21 protein-coding genes and 1 pseudogene are annotated in these 20,956 nt (G+C 67.8%); 6 read left to right on the forward strand and 16 right to left on the reverse strand.

The window, feature by feature from the left end:
* Nucleotides 1-61: 61 nt before the first annotated feature.
* The 7 genes from ASD38_RS14365 to glyA all read right to left on the reverse strand — a co-directional run bounded on the left by ASD38_RS14365 (nt 62) and on the right by glyA (nt 7,490).
* Nucleotides 62-2,200: a sodium-translocating pyrophosphatase gene (locus ASD38_RS14365; protein ID WP_056444742.1), complete on the reverse strand. Its 2,139-nt coding sequence runs from the start codon at nt 2,198-2,200 to the stop codon at nt 62-64.
* Nucleotides 2,201-2,452: 252 nt separating this feature from the next.
* Nucleotides 2,453-2,983, reverse strand: coding sequence for a hypothetical protein (locus tag ASD38_RS14370; protein WP_056460879.1), 531 nt, complete (start codon nt 2,981-2,983; stop codon nt 2,453-2,455).
* 568 nt (nt 2,984-3,551) lie between these two features.
* Complete coding sequence (thiL, locus tag ASD38_RS14375; protein WP_056444748.1) at nt 3,552-4,700, reverse strand: thiamine-phosphate kinase; 1,149 nt, start codon at nt 4,698-4,700, stop codon at nt 3,552-3,554.
* Nucleotides 4,609-5,070 (reverse strand): transcription antitermination factor NusB, encoded by a 462-nt coding sequence (gene nusB, locus ASD38_RS14380; RefSeq protein ID WP_056444751.1) that lies wholly within the window; start codon nt 5,068-5,070, stop codon nt 4,609-4,611. The genes thiL and nusB overlap by 92 nt, the downstream gene beginning before the upstream one ends.
* A complete protein-coding gene (locus ASD38_RS14385; RefSeq protein ID WP_056444754.1) occupies nt 5,067-5,531 on the reverse strand; it encodes a 6,7-dimethyl-8-ribityllumazine synthase in 465 nt (154 codons plus the stop codon). Before ASD38_RS14385 ends, nusB begins: the two co-directional genes overlap by 4 nt.
* A 148-nt stretch (nt 5,532-5,679) precedes the next feature.
* Nucleotides 5,680-6,153: a transcriptional regulator NrdR gene (gene nrdR, locus ASD38_RS14390; protein WP_056444757.1), complete on the reverse strand. Its 474-nt coding sequence runs from the start codon at nt 6,151-6,153 to the stop codon at nt 5,680-5,682.
* 32 nt (nt 6,154-6,185) lie between these two features.
* On the reverse strand, nt 6,186-7,490 hold the full coding sequence (glyA, locus tag ASD38_RS14395; RefSeq protein WP_056444760.1) for a serine hydroxymethyltransferase: 1,305 nt from the start codon (nt 7,488-7,490) through the stop codon (nt 6,186-6,188).
* 212 nt (nt 7,491-7,702) lie between these two features.
* Here glyA and ASD38_RS14400 point away from each other — a divergent pair, with 212 nt between their 5' ends.
* Entirely contained in the window at nt 7,703-8,140 is a 438-nt protein-coding gene (locus ASD38_RS14400; RefSeq protein ID WP_056444763.1) for a MucR family transcriptional regulator, read from the forward strand.
* 27 nt (nt 8,141-8,167) lie between these two features.
* On the opposite strand, the gene hemA is transcribed toward ASD38_RS14400, so the two are convergent.
* From hemA to ASD38_RS14435, 7 genes and pseudogenes are all read right to left on the reverse strand, one after another.
* Nucleotides 8,168-9,394 carry a 5-aminolevulinate synthase gene (gene hemA / locus ASD38_RS14405; RefSeq protein WP_056444765.1) on the reverse strand — a complete coding sequence of 409 codons (1,227 nt, stop codon included), beginning with the start codon at nt 9,392-9,394 and terminating at the stop codon, nt 8,168-8,170.
* 229 nt (nt 9,395-9,623) lie between these two features.
* Nucleotides 9,624-10,532: pseudogene (gene mmsB / locus ASD38_RS14410) on the reverse strand (3-hydroxyisobutyrate dehydrogenase); the annotation flags it as partial.
* 165 nt (nt 10,533-10,697) lie between these two features.
* A complete protein-coding gene (locus tag ASD38_RS14415) occupies nt 10,698-11,501 on the reverse strand; it encodes a class I SAM-dependent methyltransferase (protein ID WP_056444772.1) in 804 nt (267 codons plus the stop codon).
* A 56-nt stretch (nt 11,502-11,557) separates the two neighbouring features.
* Nucleotides 11,558-12,610, reverse strand: a complete 1,053-nt coding sequence (locus tag ASD38_RS14420) for an enoyl-CoA hydratase/isomerase family protein (protein WP_056444774.1) — start codon at nt 12,608-12,610, stop codon at nt 11,558-11,560.
* Entirely contained in the window at nt 12,607-13,236 is a 630-nt protein-coding gene (locus tag ASD38_RS14425; protein ID WP_056444778.1) for a histidine phosphatase family protein, read from the reverse strand. The genes ASD38_RS14420 and ASD38_RS14425 overlap by 4 nt, the downstream gene beginning before the upstream one ends.
* A gap of 77 nt (nt 13,237-13,313) precedes the next feature.
* The gene (locus ASD38_RS14430; RefSeq protein WP_082560756.1) at nt 13,314-14,921 is read right to left on the reverse strand and encodes a PAS domain-containing hybrid sensor histidine kinase/response regulator; all 1,608 of its coding nucleotides are present in this window, start codon (nt 14,919-14,921) and stop codon (nt 13,314-13,316) included.
* Between the two features lie 84 nt (nt 14,922-15,005).
* A complete protein-coding gene (locus tag ASD38_RS14435) occupies nt 15,006-16,145 on the reverse strand; it encodes an isobutyryl-CoA dehydrogenase (protein WP_056460885.1) in 1,140 nt (379 codons plus the stop codon).
* 207 nt (nt 16,146-16,352) lie between these two features.
* On the opposite strand from ASD38_RS14435, the gene ASD38_RS14440 reads away from it, so the two are divergent.
* Nucleotides 16,353-16,793: a DUF2147 domain-containing protein gene (locus ASD38_RS14440; protein ID WP_056444784.1), complete on the forward strand. Its 441-nt coding sequence runs from the start codon at nt 16,353-16,355 to the stop codon at nt 16,791-16,793.
* Nucleotides 16,794-16,800: 7 nt separating this feature from the next.
* On the opposite strand, the gene ASD38_RS14445 is transcribed toward ASD38_RS14440, so the two are convergent.
* Nucleotides 16,801-17,802, reverse strand: coding sequence for a proline iminopeptidase-family hydrolase (locus tag ASD38_RS14445; RefSeq protein WP_200946009.1), 1,002 nt, complete (start codon nt 17,800-17,802; stop codon nt 16,801-16,803).
* Nucleotides 17,803-17,941: 139 nt separating this feature from the next.
* Between ASD38_RS14445 and hemB the strand changes: the two genes are divergently transcribed.
* The 3 genes from hemB to ASD38_RS14460 are packed head-to-tail and all read left to right on the forward strand — an operon-like array spanning nt 17,942 to nt 19,779.
* Nucleotides 17,942-18,943, forward strand: coding sequence for a porphobilinogen synthase (gene hemB, locus ASD38_RS14450; protein WP_056460892.1), 1,002 nt, complete (start codon nt 17,942-17,944; stop codon nt 18,941-18,943).
* A 3-nt stretch (nt 18,944-18,946) separates the two neighbouring features.
* Nucleotides 18,947-19,393 (forward strand): hypothetical protein, encoded by a 447-nt coding sequence (locus tag ASD38_RS14455; protein WP_056460895.1) that lies wholly within the window; start codon nt 18,947-18,949, stop codon nt 19,391-19,393.
* On the forward strand, nt 19,390-19,779 hold the full coding sequence (locus ASD38_RS14460; protein ID WP_056460898.1) for an NUDIX hydrolase: 390 nt from the start codon (nt 19,390-19,392) through the stop codon (nt 19,777-19,779). Before ASD38_RS14455 ends, ASD38_RS14460 begins: the two co-directional genes overlap by 4 nt.
* 136 nt (nt 19,780-19,915) lie before the next feature.
* Here the strand turns inward: ASD38_RS14460 and ASD38_RS14465 are convergent, their stop codons facing one another.
* Nucleotides 19,916-20,161: a LapA family protein gene (locus ASD38_RS14465; RefSeq protein ID WP_056444800.1), complete on the reverse strand. Its 246-nt coding sequence runs from the start codon at nt 20,159-20,161 to the stop codon at nt 19,916-19,918.
* A 141-nt stretch (nt 20,162-20,302) separates the two neighbouring features.
* Between ASD38_RS14465 and ASD38_RS14470 the strand changes: the two genes are divergently transcribed.
* Entirely contained in the window at nt 20,303-20,560 is a 258-nt protein-coding gene (locus ASD38_RS14470) for a hypothetical protein (RefSeq protein WP_056444803.1), read from the forward strand.
* Nucleotides 20,561-20,956 lie beyond the last annotated feature (396 nt).

The raw sequence follows: 20,956 nt of genomic DNA on the forward strand, positions 1-20,956 counted from the left end.
AAATGAAAACGCCCCGGAGGGAGACCTCCGGGGCGTCGTCATGTCAGGTCTTCGGTGTCGATCAGACGCCGTGGGCCAGGACCGCCAGCAGCAGCAGGGCCACGATGTTGGTGATCTTGATCATCGGGTTCACGGCGGGACCCGAGGTGTCCTTGTAGGGGTCGCCGACGGTGTCGCCGGTGACGGCGGCCTTGTGGGTGTCGCCGCCCTTCTTGTGCAGGACGCCGTCCTTGTCGGTGAAGCCTTCCTCGATCACCTTCTTGGCGTTGTCCCAGGCGCCGCCGCCGCTGGTCATCGAGATAGCGACGAACAGGCCGGTGACGATCACGCCCATCAGCATGGCGCCCAGCGACGCGAAGGCGTCGACCTTGCCGGCGATGGCCTTGATCACGAAGAACAGCACCACCGGCGAAACCACCGGCAGCAGGCTGGGCACGATCATCTCGCGGATCGCCGCCTTGGTCAGGATGTCCACGGCCTTGCCGTATTCCGGCTTGGTCTCGTAGGTCATGATGCCCGGGTTCTCGCGGAACTGACGGCGCACCTCGGCCACGACCGACTCGGCCGCCCGGCCCACGGCCGTCATCGACATGCCGCCGAACAGGAAGGGCAGCAGCCCCCCGAACAGCAGGCCGACCACGACATAGGGGTTGGACAGATCGAAGGTCACCGGACCCATGCCGTCGAAGAAGCTGCCCGCCTCGGCGTGCGCCGAGAAGAACTTCAGGTCCTCGGTGTAGGCGGCGAACAGCACCAGGGCGCCCAGGCCGGCCGAACCGATGGCGTAGCCCTTGGTCACGGCCTTGGTGGTGTTGCCCACGGCGTCCAGGGCGTCGGTGGTGACGCGGACTTCCGGCGGCAGGCCGGCCATTTCCGCGATGCCGCCGGCGTTGTCGGTGACCGGGCCGAAGGCGTCCAGGGCGACGATGAAGCCGGCCAGGGACAGCATGGTGGTGGTGGCGATGGCGATGCCGAACAGGCCCGCCAGGTTATAGGTCACCAGGATGCCGACGATGATGGTCAGGGCCGGCAGGGCCGTGGATTCCAGCGACATGGCCAGGCCCTGGATCACGTTGGTGCCGTGACCGGAGACCGAGGCCTGGGCCACCGACTTCACCGGACGGAAGTTGGTGCCGGTGTAGTATTCGGTGATCACCACGATGGCGGCGGTGACCGCCAGGCCGACCAGGCCGCAGTGGAACAGGTCGGCCGCGCCGAAGGTCTTGGCGCCGACCGTGACGGCCTCGGGCACCAGTTGGAAGATCACCCAGCCCACCGCCGGAATGGACAGCGCGCCGGTGACGATCAGGCCCTGGTAGAGGGCGCCCATGATGTTCTGCTTCTTGCCCAGGCGCACGGCGAACGAGCCGATGATCGAGGTCACGATGCAGACGGCGCAGATGGCCAGCGGCAGCAGCATCATCGACGACACCGCTTCGGTGCCGCGGAAGAAGATCGCCGCCAGCACCATGGTGGCGACCGTGGTCACCGCATAGGTCTCGAACAGGTCGGCGGCCATGCCGGCGCAGTCGCCGACGTTGTCGCCGACGTTGTCGGCGATGGTCGCGGCGTTGCGCGGGTCATCTTCCGGAATGCCGGCCTCGACCTTGCCCACCAGATCGCCGCCCACGTCGGCGCCCTTGGTGAAGATACCGCCGCCCAGACGGGCGAAGATCGAGATCAGGCTGGCGCCGAAGCCCAGCGAGACCAGCGAATCGACCACCACGCGGTCGGTGCCCGCATGGCCCGTCTTCAGCAGCACGGCGAAGTAACCGGCCACGCCGATCAGGGCGAAGCCCGCCACCAGCATGCCGGTGACGGCGCCTGAGGTGAAGGCCATCGACAGGCCCTTGGCCAGGCTCTCGGACGAGGCCTGAGCGGTGCGGACGTTGGCGCGCACCGAGATCAACATGCCCGCGAAGCCGGCCGCGCCCGACAGGATCGCGCCCAGGGCGAAGCCGACCGGCTGTTCCCACGACTTGAAGAAGAAGCTCAGCAAGGCGATGACCACCACGCCGACGATGGCGATCGTCGTGTACTGGCGGTTCAGATAGGCCTGGGCCCCTTCCTGGATCGCCGCGGCGATCTCCTGCATCTTCGCATTGCCGGGCGAAGCCCGCATCAGAGACGCCGTCTGCACGGCGCCGTACAGCACCGCCAGCAGTCCGGCCCCTATGGCCACGTAAAGCCAAGAACTCATCGGTAAGTCGCCCTCATTCGCGTTTCAATCACGAGAGGGTCGCCGCTTCGACAGGACTACGATCGAAGAGACCGCCCCCGGCCGCACGACGGGCGGGCCTATGGCCTCATGCCCCCTCGATGCTCCCTGATGGCGTCGTTAAGACGCCAAGGGCGTGACAGTGCCAAATGACCGGCGAGTGTCAACCGATTGCGGGAACGGCGTTCAGTTAGGTCCGCGGGCTCGCGGGGCCCGCCAGGCGTCCCGCGAGCGCTAAGGGACGATATTGGTGTCGCCGGCCGGCGCGGCGCTGGGCGCGGCCCGGGCTTGCGCGACGGGCTTGGCCGGCGGCGGAACGAAGTTGCGCGGCGTCTGCTTGACGACCGTGATCAGCGCCACCTTGCCCGGTCCGATCAGGCCGTTGGTCTGGCGCAGGACCGAGGCCTTCAGCCGGGCCTCGTCGAGGGCGACATAGCTGTCGGGGCGCATGAACGGCTTGGCGTGGGCCTCGCGGACGATGGCGTCGCGCAGCATCGGCTCCTTGCCCTCGAAGACCGCGGTCGGCAGGCCGGGCTTCAGGGTGATGGCCATCTGCACGAAGACGTAGTTGATCAGCCTGCCGCCGGCGATGACCGGCAGGGCCATCGGCTGCAGCTTGATCACCGGATCGGCCGCCTCCTCGTCCTCGCCCTCCTTGCCGCCCTTCTTCTCCTTTTTAGCCGACCGCGCGAAGGCCGGCGTCGCCAGCAGGGCCAGCGAGACGGTCAGGAAGGCGCGACGGGCGATGGGCGAAGGACGGGTCATGCCTGTTGGCTTAACCGGGAAGGCTTGAGGTTTCGCTACCGACGTGGCGCGGAGCGCCATGCCCTCGCCTTCAAGGCCGCGAACGTCGATAGGCGTCCACCTCGGCCTTTGAGATGTCTGACGGGTAGCACATCGGCGCATAGCCACCGCCTCGGCTCCAGGCGCTGCGTCCACCACAGGAACTGCCATTGCGCGCCGAGTTATACGGACAAGGGCAATTTCCAGGATAGTTCGCGATCGATTGCTGAATTATCGCTTGGCGGATTTGAGCGTCTGTCTGAGACGCCGCGCCAGCTCCCGTCGCGATTATCGACGCGAGAGCCATCACTCCAAGAAAATTCCTAAACATCGCAACCTCCCCCAAGGAAAGGTCACGCTTTCACCGAATTCTCGCGCCCACTAATTGCAATGCTGAAATGAGGGACATCTGAGATTCTCTAACAAATATTTGGAACGCCGGCCCAAGTTCGCGCAACTTTACATAGCATCTAAACAATCAGTGATTGTTGCGAAGTGAAGCTATGCCCTCAGCAAGCTCGAGAATTCGCGCAGCCTTGAGCGCAATGCACTACCCGTGCAGCCAGCCCAGCCGTTCCGGGGTGATGTCCTTGCCCTTGAACAGGGCGCAGATCCCCTCGCCCTCCACGAACTCGCCGATGTCGCGCACGGGGACGCCGGCGGCCATGGCGGCGGCCTGGAAGGCGGCCACGTCGGTGGGATCGACGGCGCAGACGATCTCGTAGTCATCGCCGCCCGAGGCCAGCGACATCCGCGCCTCGCCGGCTTCGGGCTGGGCGCCCAGCCAATGGCGGGCGCCGGGCGACAGCGGCAGGCGGTCCAGGTCGACCTTGACCCGCAGGCCGCTGGCCTTGGCCACGTGAGCCGCGTCGGCCAGCAGGCCGTCGGAGACGTCGGCGGCGGCGCGGGCGTAGGCGCGCAGGGCGTCGCGGATGGCCAGGCGCGGCGGCGGCAGGCGGTAGCGCCGCACCAGGCCGCCGTCGGGATCCTCGACCTCGCCCCAGTGGGCCAGCAGGCCCAACCAGCCGTCGCCGATCGTGCCGCTGACCATCAGGCGGTCGCCGATGCGGGCGCCCTTGCGCAGCACCGCGTCGCCGCTGGGCACCCAGCCCAGGAAGGTGGCCGAGACCACCATCGGGCCCGAGGTGGCGACCGTGTCGCCGCCCAGCAGGCTGACGTCATACAACTCGCCGTCCTCGGCCAGGCCGCGCGCGAAGATCTCGCGGTCGGTCAGGGTGGTGCCCGAGGGCCAGCCCACCGCCAGGAAATAGCCGTAAGGAACCGCGCCCTTGGCCGCCAGGTCCGACAGGTTGGTGCGCAGCAGCCGCTTGGCCACCACGTCCAGGTCCTCGCCGGCCAGGAAGTGCACGCCGGCCACCATGGCGTCCTTGGTGATCACCAGGTCATAGCCGGGGCGCGAGGGCAGCACGGCCGCGTCGTCCAGCAGGCTGAGCGCGGCGGCGTCGCCGCGGGTCAGCGGCCGCAGCAGCCGCTCGATCAGGCCGAACTCGTCGACGGGCGGCGCGGCGGCGGGCGTCGCGGCCTCGTCGAACCACGCTTCGTCGACCGCCGGCGCTTGCGCCGTCGGTTCGTCGAACCAATCGTCGTCAGCTTCTGGCGTCACGCGCGATGGCGTCCAGGGCGCCGTTGATGAAACCGGATTCCGGTCCCTCGAAGAAAGACTTGGCGATCTCGACATACTCGTCGATCACGACCTCCTTGGGCACGTCGGGCCGGTGCATCAGCTCATAGGCTCCCGAGCGCAGCACCGCGCGGGCCGTGGCGTCCAGACGCTCCAGCTTCCAGCCCGAGGCCAGACGCCGGACGATGGCCTGGTCGATGCCGGCCTGATGGGCGACGACGCCCTTGGCCAGATCGGCGAAGAAGATCTCGTCGGCCTGGGCCAGGCGGTCGCCGTCCGGGCCGTCGACGTCACGGTCGAAGCGGTGCTCGGAGAACTCGCGGACCACCGCGTCGACGCCGACGCCGGAGACTTCCATCTGATACAGGGCCTGGACGGCGGCCAGGCGGGCCACCGAGCGCGGCTGGATGCGATCGCCCCGGCTCATCGCGCTTGTCCCAGCAATTGACGCTTCAAGGCCACGATCTCCAGACACTCCCGCGCGGCCTTGCCGCCCCGGTCGCCCTCGGACGCCCGGGCCCGGCTCCAGGCCTGGTCCTCGTCCTCGACGGTCAGCACGCCGTAGCCGATGGCCAGGCGCTTGCCGAACGACAGGTCGTTGAGCCCGCGCGCGGTCTCGTTGGCCATGATCTCGGAATGATAGGTCTCGCCGCGGATGATGACGCCCAGCGCCACGAACCCGTCATAGCGCACGCCAACGGGCCGGTGACCGGCCTCCTCGGCCAGGGCGACGGCGGTCGGGATCTGCATCGACTCGGACACGGTGATCACGTCGTACTCGGCGCCCAGGGCGTCGATCGCCTGCGCCGCGCCTTGCAGCAAAGCGTCGGAAAGCCCCGAATAGCGCCGGGCTTCCACGATCAGCAGGCGAATCTTGTCTTCCACCATAGTCCTTTGAATTCTCCTCGACGGGACCGGTCACTTCGCACCAAACGGCGCCGTCGCCAAATCGAATCGTCGTCCTGGCGGCGTCGCCGCCGAAACCAAATCGTAGAATGGCGGCGTCGCCGCCGCCCAATCGAATCGTAGAATGCGCCTATAGCTCGTCTTCGGCGACGTCGCTCAGACCTTCCTGCCCCAGAAACTTTGCGAAATCGCTAGTTTCCCGGAAATCGCGATAGACCGAGGCGTAGCGGACATAGGCGACGTCATCGAGCGACTTCAGCGCCTTCATCACCATCTCGCCCACCGCCGAGGACGGCAGCTCGGTCTCGCCCTGGCTTTCCAGCTGGCGGACGATGCCGTTGACCATCCGCTCGACCCGCTCGGGATCGACCGGGCGCTTGCGCGTGGCGATCGAGATCGAGCGCACCAGCTTCTCGCGGTCGAACGGCGAACGCCGCCCCGAACGCTTGAGGATGGTCAGCTCGCGCAGCTGGACCCGCTCGAAGGTGGTGAAGCGGCCGCCGCACTCCGGACAGAGCCGACGCCGACGGATGGCCGCGCCGTCTTCCGACGGGCGGCTGTCCTTAACCTGACTTTCCATGTGGCCGCAGAACGGGCAGCGCATGATCTAGGCCCTCCCGACCACGATAGGATCTATTAGTTGTAGATCGGGAACCGAGCCGTCAAGGCCAGGACTTCCTCGCGCACCTTGGCCTCGACCGCGGCGTTGCCGTCGGGACCGTTGGCCGCGAGACCGTTGACCACTTCGCCGATCAGCTGGCCGACGCGCGTGAACTCGGCCGTGCCGAAGCCGCGGGTGGTGCCGGCCGGGGTGCCCAGGCGGATGCCCGAGGTGACGGTGAACGGCGCGGTGTCGAACGGCACGCCGTTCTTGTTGCAGGTCATGTGGGCGCGCTCGAGGCTATGCTCGGCGTCGCGGCCGGTCACGCCCTTGGGCCGCAGGTCGACCAGCATCAGGTGGCTGTCGGTGCCGCCCGAGACGATGTTGACGCCTTGGGTCTGCAGCGCTTCGGACAGGGCCTTGGCGTTGTCGATGACCTGTTGGGCATAGGCCTTGAAGGCCGGCTGCAGCGCCTCGCCGAAGGCCACGGCCTTGGCGGCGATCACGTGCTCCAGCGGACCGCCCTGCAGGCCGGGGAACACCGCCGAATTGACCTTCTTGATGATCGCCTCGTCATTGGTCAGCACCATGCCGCCGCGCGGGCCGCGCAGGGTCTTGTGGGTGGTGGTGGTGACCACGTGGGCGTGCGGGATGGGGCTGGGGAACACGCCGCCGGCCACCAGGCCCGCGAAGTGGGCCATGTCGACCATCAGATAGGCGCCGACCGCGTCGGCGATCTGGCGGAAGCGGGCGAAGTCGATCTGGCGGCTGTAGGCGCTGCCCCCGGCGATGATCAGCTTGGGCTTGTTGGCCTTGGCGACCTCTTCGACGGCGTCGTAGTCGATCAGCTGGTCCTGCTGGCGCACGGTGTAGGACACCGGCTTGAACCACTTGCCCGACTGGTTGGCGGGCGAGCCGTGGGTCAAGTGGCCGCCGGCCGCCAGGTCCATGCCCAGGAAGGTGTCGCCCGGCTGCAGCAGCGCCATGAACACCGACTGGTTGGCCTGGGAGCCCGAGTGCGGCTGGACGTTGGCGAAGCCGGCGCCGAACAGGGCCTTGGCCCGTTCGATGGCGATCGTCTCGATCTCGTCCACATATTCGCAGCCGCCGTAGTAGCGCTTGCCCGGATAGCCCTCGGCGTACTTGTTGGTCAGGATCGAGCCCTGGGCCTCAAGCACCGCGCGCGAGACGATGTTCTCCGACGCGATCAGCTCGATCTGGTTCTGCTGACGGTTCAGCTCCAGCCCGATGCGATCGAAGATGTCACGGTCGGCCGCGGCCAGATCGGCCCCGAAGAACGCGCTCTTGTCGGCGGTGATGTTGGTGGCCGGTGCGGTCATGGACGCTCTCCTGGGGCTGGGAGACTGGAAGGATGTCGTTTCGGTCGGACTCGGGCGGAGTTCGGTCGCGCTCTCTTTACCCCCCTTCGCGCCGCGATCAATCCGGGAACCTCGTCCCAAGCCGAAGCGTTGCGAGAGGGACCGGCGCCAGTACGGCTGCACCGGGTGTTTTGGCGACTTCCAAGCAGTTCGAAAGACAGGGCGGGACGAGTATGGCGACGGCGTACGGCGAGGCGGAGACCAACGACGACGACATCGATATCCTGGGCCTCAGCGCTGGAATCGTCGCGGCCTACGTCGCCCAGAACACGGTGGCGCGCACGGCGATCCCCGAGCTCATCCGGTCGGTCCACGGCGCGCTCTCGGCCCTGGGAACCTCGCAGGCCGAACAGCCCGTCGAACGCGGCAAGCCGGCCGTGCCGGTCTCGCGCTCGGTGCAGCGCGACTACATCGTCTGCCTGGAAGACGGCAAGAAACTGAAGATGCTCAAGCGCTACCTGCGCACCCACTACGACATGAGCCCCGAGGAATACCGTCGCAAGTGGTCCCTGCCCGGCGACTACCCGATGGTGGCCCCGGCCTATGCCGAGCGCCGCTCCGACTTCGCCAAGTCGATCGGTCTGGGCAAGGGCAGGATGCGGGGGCGGTAAGGCGTTTTCGAAGAAGCGGGCGTCCTCTTAGGCGGCGTGGCCGCCCATGCGGGCCACGTTGCAGTGCGCCCACAGGGTTTCCATCGCCCCGACCAGCTTGCGCATCATGTCGTCGGTGTGGAACGGCGTGGGCGTGAAGCGCAGGCGCTCGGTGCCGCGCGGCACGGTCGGATAGTTGATCGGCTGAACATAGACGCCGTGGTCGGCCAGCAGCATGTCGCTGATCAGCTTGCAGTGGACGGGATCGCCGACCAGCACCGGCACGATGTGGCTGTCGTTCTCCATCACCGGCAGGCCGGCGGCCTTGAACATCGCCTTCAGGGTCTTGGCGCGCTCCTGGTGGATCTCGCGAACCTCCGGGTGCTGCTTGAGATATTTCACGCTGGCCAGCGCCCCGGCGGTCAGGGCCGGCGGCAGCGAGGTGGTGAAGATGAAGCCCGAGGCGACCAGGCGGATGGCGTCCACCACCACGGTGTCGCCGGTGATGTAGCCGCCCATCACCCCGAACGCCTTGCCCAGGGTGCCCTCGATGATGTCGATCTGGTCCATCAGGCCGTCGCGCTCGGCGACGCCGCCGCCGCGCGGACCGTACATGCCCACGGCATGGACCTCGTCCAGATAGGTCATCGCGCCGTACTTCTTGGCCAGGGCCACCGTTCCGGCCATGTCGGCGATGTCGCCGTCCATCGAATAGACGCTCTCGAAGGCGATCAGCTTGGGCGCGTCGGCCGGCGCGGCGATCAGCAGTTCCTCAAGGTGCGCCAGGTCGTTGTGGCGGAAGATGTGACGCTCGCAGCCGCCGTTGCGGATGCCGGCGATCATCGAGGCGTGGTTCTGGGCGTCGGAGAAGATGATCAGGCCCGGGAGGATCTTCTGCAGCGCCGAAAGGCTGGCCTCGTTGGAGACGTAGCCCGAGGTGAACAGCAGGGCCGCTTCCTTGCCGTGCAGGTCGGCCAGTTCGGCCTCCAGCTCGACATGGTGGTGGTTGGTGCCCGAGATGTTGCGCGTGCCGCCCGAGCCCGAGCCGTGGTTGTCGATCGCCGCGTGCATGGCGTCCAGCACCACGGGATTCTGGCCCTGGCCGAGATAGTCGTTCGAGCACCAGACCACGATCTCGCTCTCGCCGCCGTCCGGACGGGTCCAGGTGGCGCGCGGGAAGGCGCCGCGATGGCGCTTCACATCGGCGAACACCCGATAGCGGCCTTCGTCGCGGATCTGATCGACGGCGCTGCGGAACGCGGCTTTGTAATCCATGGTGTCTTCACTCGACGAACCCTGACGAGTCCGATCGGTCCCTTCTCAAGGCTTGGCTTTTCGCACCAGCGACGCGCCGTGTCCACATAGGGACATTTACCTAGGAAACCCCATACCTCGGAAACCCCATACCTCGGAAACCCCATACCTCGGAAACCTAAGGCGCGAACGGACGCGTCGCCTTCGTGAACGAACAGCGCCCTCAAAGATCACTCTCGCGAAGGCTGAGTCAACCGAGCTCCGCGATCTTTCCGCGTAACAGCTGCAGCACCGCCGAGAAGTCCTTGCCGCCGAATCCGTTACCGTCGAACAGGGCGTAAAGCGCCTCGGCCTGCGCCCCCAACGGGGTCGAGGCCCCGGCCTTGGCCGCCGCCTCCTGGGCCAGCTTCAGATCCTTGAGCATCATCGCCGTGGCGAAGCCGCCCTCGTAGCCGCGGTCGGCCGGGGTCGAGGGCCCCACGCCCGGGACCGGGCAATAGGTCGAGACCGACCAGCACTGGCCCGACGACTTGCTGGCGATCTCGAAGAACCGGTCGGCGGCCAGGCCCAGCTTCTCGGCCAGGGCGAACGCCTCGCAGGTTCCCAGCATCGAGATCCCCAGCAGCATGTTGTTGCAGATCTTGGCCGCCTGCCCCGCTCCGTGGTCGCCGGCGTGGATCGTCACGCGCGACATCGGGGCCAGCGCCGCCTCGACCTCGGCGAAGTCGGCCGCGTCGCAGCCGACCATGAAGGCCAGGGTCCCGGCCTCGGCGGCCATGATCCCGCCCGACACCGGCGCGTCGGCGAAGCGGAAGCCCGCCGCCCTCGCCTGCCCGGCCACGGCCCGGGCGCTTTCGACGTCGATGGTCGAGCAGTCGATCAGCAAGGCGGTCTTGGGCGCGTGGGCCAGCACCTGCTCGCCATAGACCGCGCGCACGTGCGGCCCGGCCGGCAGCATGGTGATCACCACCTGCGCGTCCTTGACCGCCTCGGCCACCGAGCCCGCCGCGTGGCAGCCGGCCGCCACGGCCTTCTCCAGCGCCGCCGCCGACAGGTCGAAGGCGCTGACGTGATGCTGGGCCTTGGCCTGGTTGGCGGCCATGCCGCCGCCCATGTTGCCCAGGCCGATGAAGGCGATGCGGGTCATGCTTCTACTCCGTGCAAATGCGAACCGCGCCTCATGGGCGCGGCTCTTATCGTGGCCTCAAACTCACTGCGTCCTTCGAGGCTTCGCTCCGCTGCGCACCTCGGGATGAGGAATTCAGCAACAGCCTACCTCTTCCCGAGGCGCCCGCGCAGCGGGCCTCGAAGGACGCAAAGCGCCCTACCGCGCCCCGGCCGGCTTGCGGAACTTGTAGATGAACTGGTCGGTCTTGCCGCGGATCGACGGGTCGAAGACGCTGAGCTTGCGGCTGTCGGCCGGGTCGCGCAGCACGCGGCTCTCGCCCTCGAAGATGAAGCCGGCGGCGGTCACCTCCTGCTTGACCGTCTCGGCGTCGATGCGGTGCAGGGTCTCGGTGTCACGCAGGCCCGAGCCCGGCTCGGCCGCGTGGTCGAGCACCAGATAGACGCCGCCCGGCTTCAGGGCCCTGAAGATCTGGCGGTTGACCACCGACAGGTCGGCCGGACCCATGAACTTGTCGTGCATGTCGTGGTAGTTCTGGGCGGTGAACACCAGGTCCAGCTTCTCGGGCGCGCTGAAGTTGGGCAGGGTGTTGAGGATCACCGACACGTTCTTGTAGGCGGGATCGGCGGCGATGGCCTTCACCGCCGGCTCGCGCTTGGCCAGCTTGGTCAGTTCGTCGGGCACATAGGCGTAGACGTGGCCGCGCGGTCCGACGGATTTGGACAGGATGCGCGTGAAATAGCCGCCGCCGGGGATCAGGTCGGCGACCTTGGCGCCCGGCTTGACGCCGGCGAACGACAGGGTCTGGCCCGGCAGGCGCAGGTCGTCACGGACCATGTCGGCGGCGGGGCGGTTGGGATCGGACAGGGCCGCGGCGATGTTGGCCGGCACCGCGACGGGCGCGTCGGCCGGAGGCGGCGGCGGCGCCATCGGGCCCATAGGGGTCGTCGCGCAGCCCGCCAGGGCGAGCACTGCGACGAGGCTGAGTAGCGGCTTACGCATGGGTATTCCTTCCGACGGCGTCTTCTTGTTACCCGCAAGCTAGCGCAGCAATCACGCTACGTCAGCGGCGACCACTCCTGATCAGCCGGCAGAGGCGCGAAAATCTCGTCCAGCATCGCGTCGGTAACGTCCTCAAGCTTGGCTGGATCCCAATTCGGCGCGTTGTCCTTGTCGATGATCACGGCGCGCACGCCCTCGAGGAAGTCGTGGCGGCGGACCACCCGCGAGCCGATCCGGTACTCCATGGCCATGTTGTCGGCGAAGTCGGTCATCGCCGCCCCGGCCTCCAGCTGGCGGAAGGCGACCTTCAGGGTCTGGGGCGATTTGGTCTTCATCGTCGCCAGCTGGGCCTTGCCCCAGTCGCTGCTGTCGGCCTCCAGGAACTCGAAGATCTGCTCGACGCTCTCGCCGACGAACAGGCGGTTGAGGTCCTGCTCGATGCTGACCAGCGGCGCCTTGCCGGCGTCGGCGCGGTACGTCTTGAGGGTGTCCTCGATGCGGCGCGGATCGGCGATGATCGCCTTCTTCAGGCCCTCGACGGCGCCGAACTCGACGAAGTGGGTGGCGATCCCCAGGCGCAGGCAGTCCGCGCCCTTGATCCGCGCCCCGGTCAGGGCCAGCCACAGCCCCGCCTTGCCCGGCAGGCGCGGCAGGTACCAGCCGCCGCCGACGTCGGGGAACAGACCGATGCCGGTCTCGGGCATGGCGAAGGTCGTGCGCTCGGTGGCGATCCGGAAGTGGGCCGGCATCGAGATCCCGACGCCGCCGCCCATCACCACCCCGTCCATCACCGCCACCACCGGGGTGTCGTAGGTGAACAGCAGGTGGTTCAACTGGTATTCGGTGTGGAAGAAGGCCCGCGCCGCCTTGGCGTCGCCCGCCCCGCTGTGGGCCAGCATGCGGATGTCGCCGCCGGCGCAGAAGCCGCGCTCGCCGCTGTGGTCGATGATGACCAGGTAGATCTCGGGATCGTCCCGCCAGTCCAGCAACGCGGCGATCATGATCTCGCACATGGTCTGCGTCAGGGCGTGCAGCGCCTGGGGCCGGTTCAGGGTCAGCCGGCCGACGTTTTTCTGAACGCGGACAAGGACTTCGGGTTGGTCGGTCATACGGCGTCCTTGACGAGTTCAGCGGCGTGTTCGGGGTCTTCGACCGGTTCGCAGTCGAAGCGGTCCAACTGGCCGGCGTGCAGCCGATAAAGGGCGTCCTGCGGCACGTCCAGCTCCAGGACTTCGGCGGGCGACAGGCCGGCATAGGCGCCGCGCAGCAGCCGGCCGGCGATGCCGTGGCTGACCACGATCAGCCGGCGCTCCGGTTCGGCGGCCTGTTCGGACAGCCAGTCGGACACCCGCGCCATCACCTGGTCGTAGGTCTCGCCGCCCGGCGCGGCGAAGAACCAGGTCCGATCGGTGAACAGCTCGGGATGTTCGCGCGCCACCTCGGCTCGCAGCCGCCCCTCCCATTCACCGACCGTCAGCTCCATCAGCCGGTCGTCGAATTCCACCGGCAGGCCCAGCTTCGCGCCGATGATCCCCGCCGTGTCCCGCGCCCGCCGCAGCGGGCTGGCGACGATGCGCCAGGGCTGGACTTGGTCGCGAGCGATCAGGTCATGCAGCAGGTCGGCCATGGCGCCGGCCTGGGCCCGCCCCAGCGGCGTCAGATCCGACTCCATCCGCCCCTGCAGGCGATGTTCGCGATTGAACGCGGTTTGGCCGTGGCGGCAGAGATAGATCACGTGGCGCGGTTCCAAGCTCCGAAGGCGCCTGACATATTCCGGAACGCGCCCGATGTCGCCTGCGCCCTTGCGTCAAGCTAAAGCGCCCGGTCAGACATCTCCAAGGCCGCCTGCATCCCCTCCAGGAGACTGGCCGCCGTGATGGGCTTGGCGACGTGAACATCCGCGCCGGCGGCGAACGCCTCGTCCTTGTGCTCGGTCATGGCGTTGGCGCTGAGCATCACGATGGGGATCGGGGCCGCGCCGCGCGCGGCCTCCAGGGCGCGGATGGCGCGGATCGCGGTCAGGCCATCCATGCCGGGCATCTGCATGTCCATCAGCACCAGGTCGAAGTCCTCCACCTGATAGGCCGCGACCGCCTGGGCGCCGTCGTCGACCATGACGAGATGGGCGCCCTGGCTGGCGAGGATGAGCTGGACCACGCGCTGGTTGGTGGGGTGATCCTCGGCGAGCAGGACCCGCAGGGGTCGGTCATCCACGCGGCAGGGGACCGGCGGCGGCTGAGGCGCCCGCGCGTCATAGGCCGCCAGGGTCTCCGCTCGCGGCAGGGGCAGCGAGACGACGAAGCGGCTGCCGACTCCGGGCTCGGAGGCGGCGGCGATGTCGCCGCCCATCATCTGCGCCAGCGAACGGCAGATCGACAGACCCAGGCCCGTCCCGCCGAAGCGGCGGCTGATGGTTTCGTCCGCCTGGCTGAAGCGGTTGAACAGGCGCGCGGCGTGCTCGGCGTCGAAGCCGATTCCCGTATCTTCGACCGCCAGGGTCAGATGCGTCTCGTCCAGGCCCACGCGAAGCGTGACCCCGCCCTTCTCCGTGAACTTCACGGCGTTGGAGATCAGGTTGCCGACGATCTGGCCGATGCGCGTGGCGTCCCCGAGGAAACGGCCCCGCGCGTCGGCGTCGCGCACGACGTCGAAGGCCAGCCCCTTGTCCTGGGCCCGATAGCGCATGACCTCGATGCAGGGGCGAAGCGCCTCGTCCAGGTCGAACGTCCGGGTCTCGAGATGCAGCTGGCCGGCCTCGATCTTGGACACGTCCAGGAAATCCGACACCAGCCGCTCCAGCGTGACGCCGGAGTCGCGGACCAGCGAGATCATTTCGGCCTGTTCGGCGCTCAAGGCCGTGCGCGACAGGGCGTCGATGATGCCGATGACCCCGTTGAGGGGCGTGCGGATCTCGTGGCTCATATTGGCCAGGAATTCGGACTTGGCGCGGCTGGCCGCTTCCGCCAGCGCCTTGGCCTCGATCAGTTCGCGTTCGGCCGCGACCCGGTCGGTCACGTCCCGGGCCACGCCGTAGATGCGGTCGCCGGATCGTTGGGCCCGCCATTCGAGCGTCCGATAGCCGCCGTCCTTGTGGCGATAGCGGTTGATGAACCCCAGGACCGGATCGCCGATCTTGCGCCCCTTCACTTCGTCGACGCTGACCAAGGTGCCGGGCAGATCCTCGGGATGAACCAGCCTCAGCAGCGGCTGGCCCTCCATCTCCTCCGGACGGTGTCCCAGATGGGTGAACCAGGACGGGCTGGCCTTGAGCACCTGCCCGTCGAGGTCGCGGATGACCAGCAGGTCCTGAGAGACCTGGAAGAAGGTGCTGACGTCGACGATCGGCTCTTCGTCGGCAAGCGTGATCCCGGCGCCGCCCTGATCGACGCTCCCTTGATCGACAAACGGCGCGCGGATCATGAGACACGTCCTAAAAGCACCAACTACGGCGATCCAAGTCTGGGGGGATTAAGGTTAAGCCCCGATTGCCGTCACGCGGAAAATTTACTGCCGGAACATCTCGCGCGCGATGATCACCCGCATGATCTCGTTGGTGCCCTCCAGGATCTGATGCACCCGCAGGTCGCGGACGATGCGCTCCAGCGGGTAGTCCTGGAGGTAGCCGTAGCCGCCGTGCAGCTGCAGGGCGTCGTTGGCCACCTGGAAGCCGGCGTCGGTCGCGAAGCGCTTGGCCATCGCGCACAGCTTGGTGGCCTGCGGGTCCTTGTTGTCCAGCGCATGGGCGGCGCGGCGCACCATCAGGCGGGCGGCCTCCAGCTCGGTGGCCATGTCGGCCAGCTTGAACTGCAGGGCCTGGAAGTCCTTCAGCGGCTTGCCGAACTGCTTGCGGCTCTCGAGATAGGCCTTGGCGGTGTCCAGCGCGAACGCCGCCCCGCCCAGCGAGCACGAGGCGATGTTCAGCCGCCCGCCGTCCAGGCCCATCATGGCGAAGCGGAAGCCCTCGCCTTCCTGGCCGATCCGGTTGGCGACCGGCACGCGGCAGTCGTCGAAGTTCACCGCCGCCGTCGGCTGCGAATTCCAGCCCATCTTGCGCTCGTTGGCCCCGAAGCTGAGGCCCGGCGTCCCCTTCTCGACCACGAAGGCCGAGACGCCCTTGGCGCCGTCGGCGCCGGTGCGGGCCATCACCACATAGACGTCCGAGACTCCGCCGCCCGAGATGAAGGCCTTGCCGCCGTTCAGCACGTAGTGGTCGCCGTCCAGCCGCGCGGTCGTGCGCAGGGCCGCGGCGTCCGAGCCCGAGCCCGGCTCGGTCAGGCAGTAGCTGGCGATCAGCTCCATGGTGGTCAGGCGCGGCAGGTAGCGCCGGCGCAGGTCGTCCGAGCCGAACCGGTCGATCATCCACGAGGCCATGTTGTGGATGGTCAGATAGGCCGCGGTCGGCACGTCGCCGTAGCTGAGGGCTTCGAAGATGATCGAGGCGTCCAGGCGCGACAGCCCGCTGCCGCCGACGTCGTCCTGGACGTAGATGCCGGCGAAACCCAGGGACGCAGCCTCGCGCAGCACATCAACCGGGAAGTGCTTCTTTTCGTCCCACTCGGCGGAATGCGGGGCAAGGCGTTCCGCCGCGAAGCCGGAGGCCATGTCCTGAATAGCGCGTTGATCGTCGTTGAGCGCGAAATCCATGCGCGATATCCTCCCAAGCGGGGCAGAGTGAACCCCTCGCCTTCTTGGCCGCTGACGTGCCGCGCGCCGACGACTGTGTCAATCATATCCCACTCGCCGACTTTGAATGCCGCAGTGCGAGAAAAGCGGGAGCCAAATGTCGCAGCGCCCTTGAACCGCCGCGTCCTCCGTATAAATCGCGGTTATCGGAGGCGTCGTCTGTCTGTCATGCGTAAGTTCACTGCCGTTTTCGCCGCCCTCGCGGCGCTGTTCAGCGTGTCGTCGGTCCAAGCGGCCGACCTTGGCGTGTGGACCGGTCCCAAGGACAACGTCCGGGTCGCGATCAAGGACTGCGGGCGCAGCACCTGCGGCACCGTGGTCTATGCCAGCCCCAAGGCCGAAGCCGACGCGCGCAAGAGCGGCCTGACCACCCTGGTCGGCCAGCAGCTGCTGCGCGATTTCGAGCCCACCAAGAACGGCGCCATGCGCGGCAAGGTCTTCGTTCCGACCCTGAAGGTCACCCTGGTCGGCACCGCCGAGTTCATCGACGCCCGCACCATGAAGGCCAAGGGCTGCGTCCTGGGCGGCCTGGTCTGCAAGGCGCAGGTCTGGCGCCGCATCGACGGCGTCCAGCAGGCCCGCGTCGACAACGCCTCCTACGCGCCCTGATCCTGCTCTAGTCCAGCCCCTTCAGGAACGCGGTGAGGCCGGCGAAGTAGTTCGCCTGGTCGTCGTACATCGACATGTGGCTGCCGTTAGCCATGTAGAGGTACCGGCCCTTGGGCAGTTCCTTGGACATCTTCTCCATATAGGCCGGGTCCATGGTGTCGTACCGGGCGCCGATCACCAGGGTCGGAACGGTGATGCGCTTGAGGTCGGCGAAGCGGTCCCAGTCGGCCAGCAGGCCGCTGGCGCCCAGTTCGCTGGGCCCCTGCATCAGGGTGTAGAGCTCGCCGTTCATCTGCGAGAACGCATGGGTCACCGGCTCGGGCCACTGATCGGCCGGCCGACGCAGGATATGCTTCTCGTAGTGCATCGGGATCAGCGCGCCCATGTAGTCCGGGTCCGACGTCTTGCCCGCCGCCTCCAGCGCCTTGACCTTGGCCAGCTGCGCCGGGTCCATTTCGGGCATCAGGACCTTGTTGGCGTAGTCGTTATAGGCCGGGATCGAGGCCATCATGTTCGAGATCACGACGCACTTCAGGTTGGCCTGATATTTCAGGGCGTATTCGATCGCCAGCACGCCGCCCCAGCTGTGGCCCAGCACGCAGAAGTCGCCGGCGTTCAGGTCCAGCGCCTTGCGCACCTGCTCCACCTCGTCGACGAAGCGCTCGATGGTCCACAGCTTGGTGTCGGTCGGCTTGTCCGAGCGGCCGGAGCCCAGTTGGTCATAGTAGATGTACTCGATGCCCTGGGCCGGAAAGTAGCTGTCGAAGGGCTCGAAATAGTCGTGGGTGGCGCCCGGGCCGCCGTGCAGCAGCAGCACCTTCAGCTTGGGGTTCGAGCCGACCCGCTTGGTCCAGACGCGGAACTTGCCCGACGGCGTGTCGATGTCGATCATCTTGACGCCGCCCGACCAGGCGTCGGGCGCCTTGGCGTCGTAATAGCTGGGCGGCGGCGCCTGCCGCGCCTCGGCGCCGGTCGCGAACAGGGAGGTCAGCAAAGCCACGATCGCCATCACAAGCCGTTTCATCGCACCGCCCCGCTCAAATCCTGTCAGCCGAGGACGAGCATTGGCCAGACCGTGGCGTCCGGCAAGCGCCCTTAAGCAACCAATCGCCTTGCCTCGCGCGGCCTCCCGCGCGAAACCGTTGGTCATGACCACGCCTCCGCTCGCCCCCTACCCCGCCACGCGCCTGCGCCGCCTGCGCCAGGCCGACTGGACCCGCCGCCTGGTGCGCGAAACCACGCTGGAGCCGTCCGACCTGATCTGGTCGATGGTGGTGCACGAGGGCGAAGGGACGATCCCGGTCGCCTCGATGCCGGGCGTCGAGCGCCTCAGCGTCAAGGACGCCGCCAAGGCCGCCGTGCGGGCCCGCGACCTGGGCATTCCCGCCATCGCCATCTTCCCGCACATCGACGGGTCGCGGAAGGACGCCGCCGGGTCGATCGCCTCGGACCCCGACGGCGTGATCCCCCGGGCCGTCAAGGCCATGAAGGACGCCGCCCCCGAGGTCGGGATCATGTGCGACGTGGCCCTGGACCCGTTCACCGACCACGGCCACGACGGCGTGGTCGAGGGCGGCAAGATCCTCAACGACCCGACCATCGAGCGCCTGATCGAACAGGGCCTGATGCAGGCGCAGGCCGGCGCCGACATCCTGGCCCCGTCCGACATGATGGACGGCCGGGTCGGACGCCTGCGCGCCGCCCTGGAGGGCGCGAACTTCCAGGACACCATGATCATGTCCTACGCGGCCAAATACGCCTCGGCCTTCTACGGCCCGTACCGCGACGCGATCGGCTCGGCGAAACTGTCGGCCGGCCAAGGGGACAAGAAGACCTACCAGATGGACCCGGCCAACACCGAGGAGGCCATCCGCGAGGTCGCGCTCGACATCGCCGAGGGCGCCGACATGATCATGGTCAAGCCGGGCATGCCCTATCTGGACATCCTGCGCCGCCTGGTCGACGAGTTCCGCATGCCCACCTACGCCTTCCAGGTGTCGGGCGAGTACGCGATGATCATGGCCGCGGCCCAGAACGGCTGGATCGACAAGGACCGCGCCATCCTGGAAAGCCTGACCGCCTTCAAGCGGGCCGGCGCGGCCGGGATCATCAGCTATTTCGCGCCGTGGGCGGCGGAGCGGCTGGCCTAAGGCATGGCGCTGCGCTGGAAGGCCTCGATCGATCACTTCGCGAGCTTCCGCTTCGCCGATCCGGCCGCCGGGCCCCGGGCCCATGTGCGATCGGTGCGGGATTTCGCCGAGCGTATCCACCAGGGCCTCGCCTTCCCCAGCGCCCAGATCGCGGACCCGTTCGGCGACGAGGACATGTCGATGTTCTCGATCGCGTTCGACGCCTCGCTGTTCGGCGGCTACGAGGTGAACGTCGGCGTTTTCCCTGGCGGCCCAAACCCGGACCGCCTCTGGGCCCTTCAGGTGCAGGTCCCGGACGCCGGCATGCGGGAAGCCGCTTGGCGGCCGAAGCTCGAGATGATGAAGGTCGTCGAGCGCGGGCTCCACACACGCCTGCTTGAACTCGGCGCGATGGACTTGCGTTGGCGGCTGCAGGAACGTCGCGACGATCCGGGCCAGGCCACGCCATGAGCCGCGCCATCGACATCGTCACCGCCGTGATCCGCGACGAGGCCGGCCGCATGCTGGTGGTGCGCAAGCGCGGCACCGCGATCTTCATGAAGCCGGGCGGCAAGCGCGAGCCCGGCGAGGACGACCTGACCGCCCTGGCCCGCGAGCTGGACGAGGAGATCGGCTGCCGATTGGTCGGCGCGACCCTGCTGGGCGCCTTCGAGGCCCCAGCCGCCAACGAGCCTGGTTTCACCGTCCGTTCGGCGACCTATCTGGCGAGCGTCGAAGGCCAGATCGCCGCCCGCGCCGAGATCGAGGAACTGGCCTGGATCGACCCGGCCGCGCCGGGCGACATCGTGCTGGCTCCGCTGATGCGGGTGGTGCTGGCGCGGCTGGCGGGCGCTTAGGCTGGTATTCAACGCGGTGCGTGATCCTCGTCCTTCGACAAGCTCAGGATGAGGACCATTGTGCAGGCCTCGGCAGTAGAAAACCTCATCCTGAGCTCGTCCTTCGACGAGGTTTTCGCTTCCGAAGCCGATATCGCTACGCCCCGTCCACCTTGTCCGGATCGCCCGCGGCGTCCTCGTCGGCCTCGTCCCGCGCGATCGACTCCGATTTCGGCGGCGGCGGCGGATCGGCGGTGAAGAAGGCGCCCAGCAGCATCAGCATGCCCGCCACCGGCGCCAGCGACCGCTTGGAGCGGCGCAGGGCCAGGATGGCCCAGACGCAGAGCAGGATCACCCCTGCCCCGAAGGCGATCAGGACAAGCGTGGCCTTGAGAGCTTCCATCTGGCGGATATGGCGACGCCCTGGCTCATCACAACCATCCGCTCGCGCGAAACCGGGAACGGGCTTAGGGTGTTCCCAGTGTTCGGCCCGAGGCCGCGTACGACGGTCCGGGTCGAGCCTCAACGATAGCGGAGGTGACGCATGGACGCCGATTTCAACGACACCGGAAAACCCGAACTGCTCGCCCATGAGCAGACCTATCACGGATTCAGCATCCTCCTGCGATGGTGCATGCTGGGCCTGGCCACCACCATCTCGACCCTGACCCTGTGGTTCGCCAGCCCCGCCGGCTTCTGGGGCGGCCTGATCATCGGGATCGTGGTGTTCGCGATCGGCTACGCCATCCTGGTGCGCCGCGAGGAGAAGCAGCCGCTGAGCCTTTGGGTCGAGGGGCGGTAGCAGGGCGCGCCTCTCTTCACCCTCTCCCGGAGGGGAGAGGGAGGGACCCGCGCCGCAGGCGTGGGAGGGTGAGGGGTGACACCGTATCCGGTTTCACGCGTCGCTTTCCTTGGCGCCCTGCCGGCGCGCCGTCGAACTCAGAACCCCGTCACCCTCCCACCGCTGCGCGGCGGGCCCCGCCCTCTCCCTCTGGGAGAGGGTTTCGAGTACTTACGCTCGGCCGATAGCGGATGAAATTCAGCGATTTCAACGCCCTGAACTTTCTCGACCCGATTTGGTCCTCACCCTCCAAACCGCCCGTATCCTTGTCTCACCTCGACGCGGGAAAGGGCGCATGGCCAGCGACCGATGCGGCGGCGGGGGGCGATCGAGCGGGAAGCTCTGTCGGCGGCGCGG

The organism is Caulobacter sp. Root487D2Y (assembly GCF_001427165.1).
In the GTDB taxonomy this organism is placed as follows: domain Bacteria; phylum Pseudomonadota; class Alphaproteobacteria; order Caulobacterales; family Caulobacteraceae; genus Caulobacter.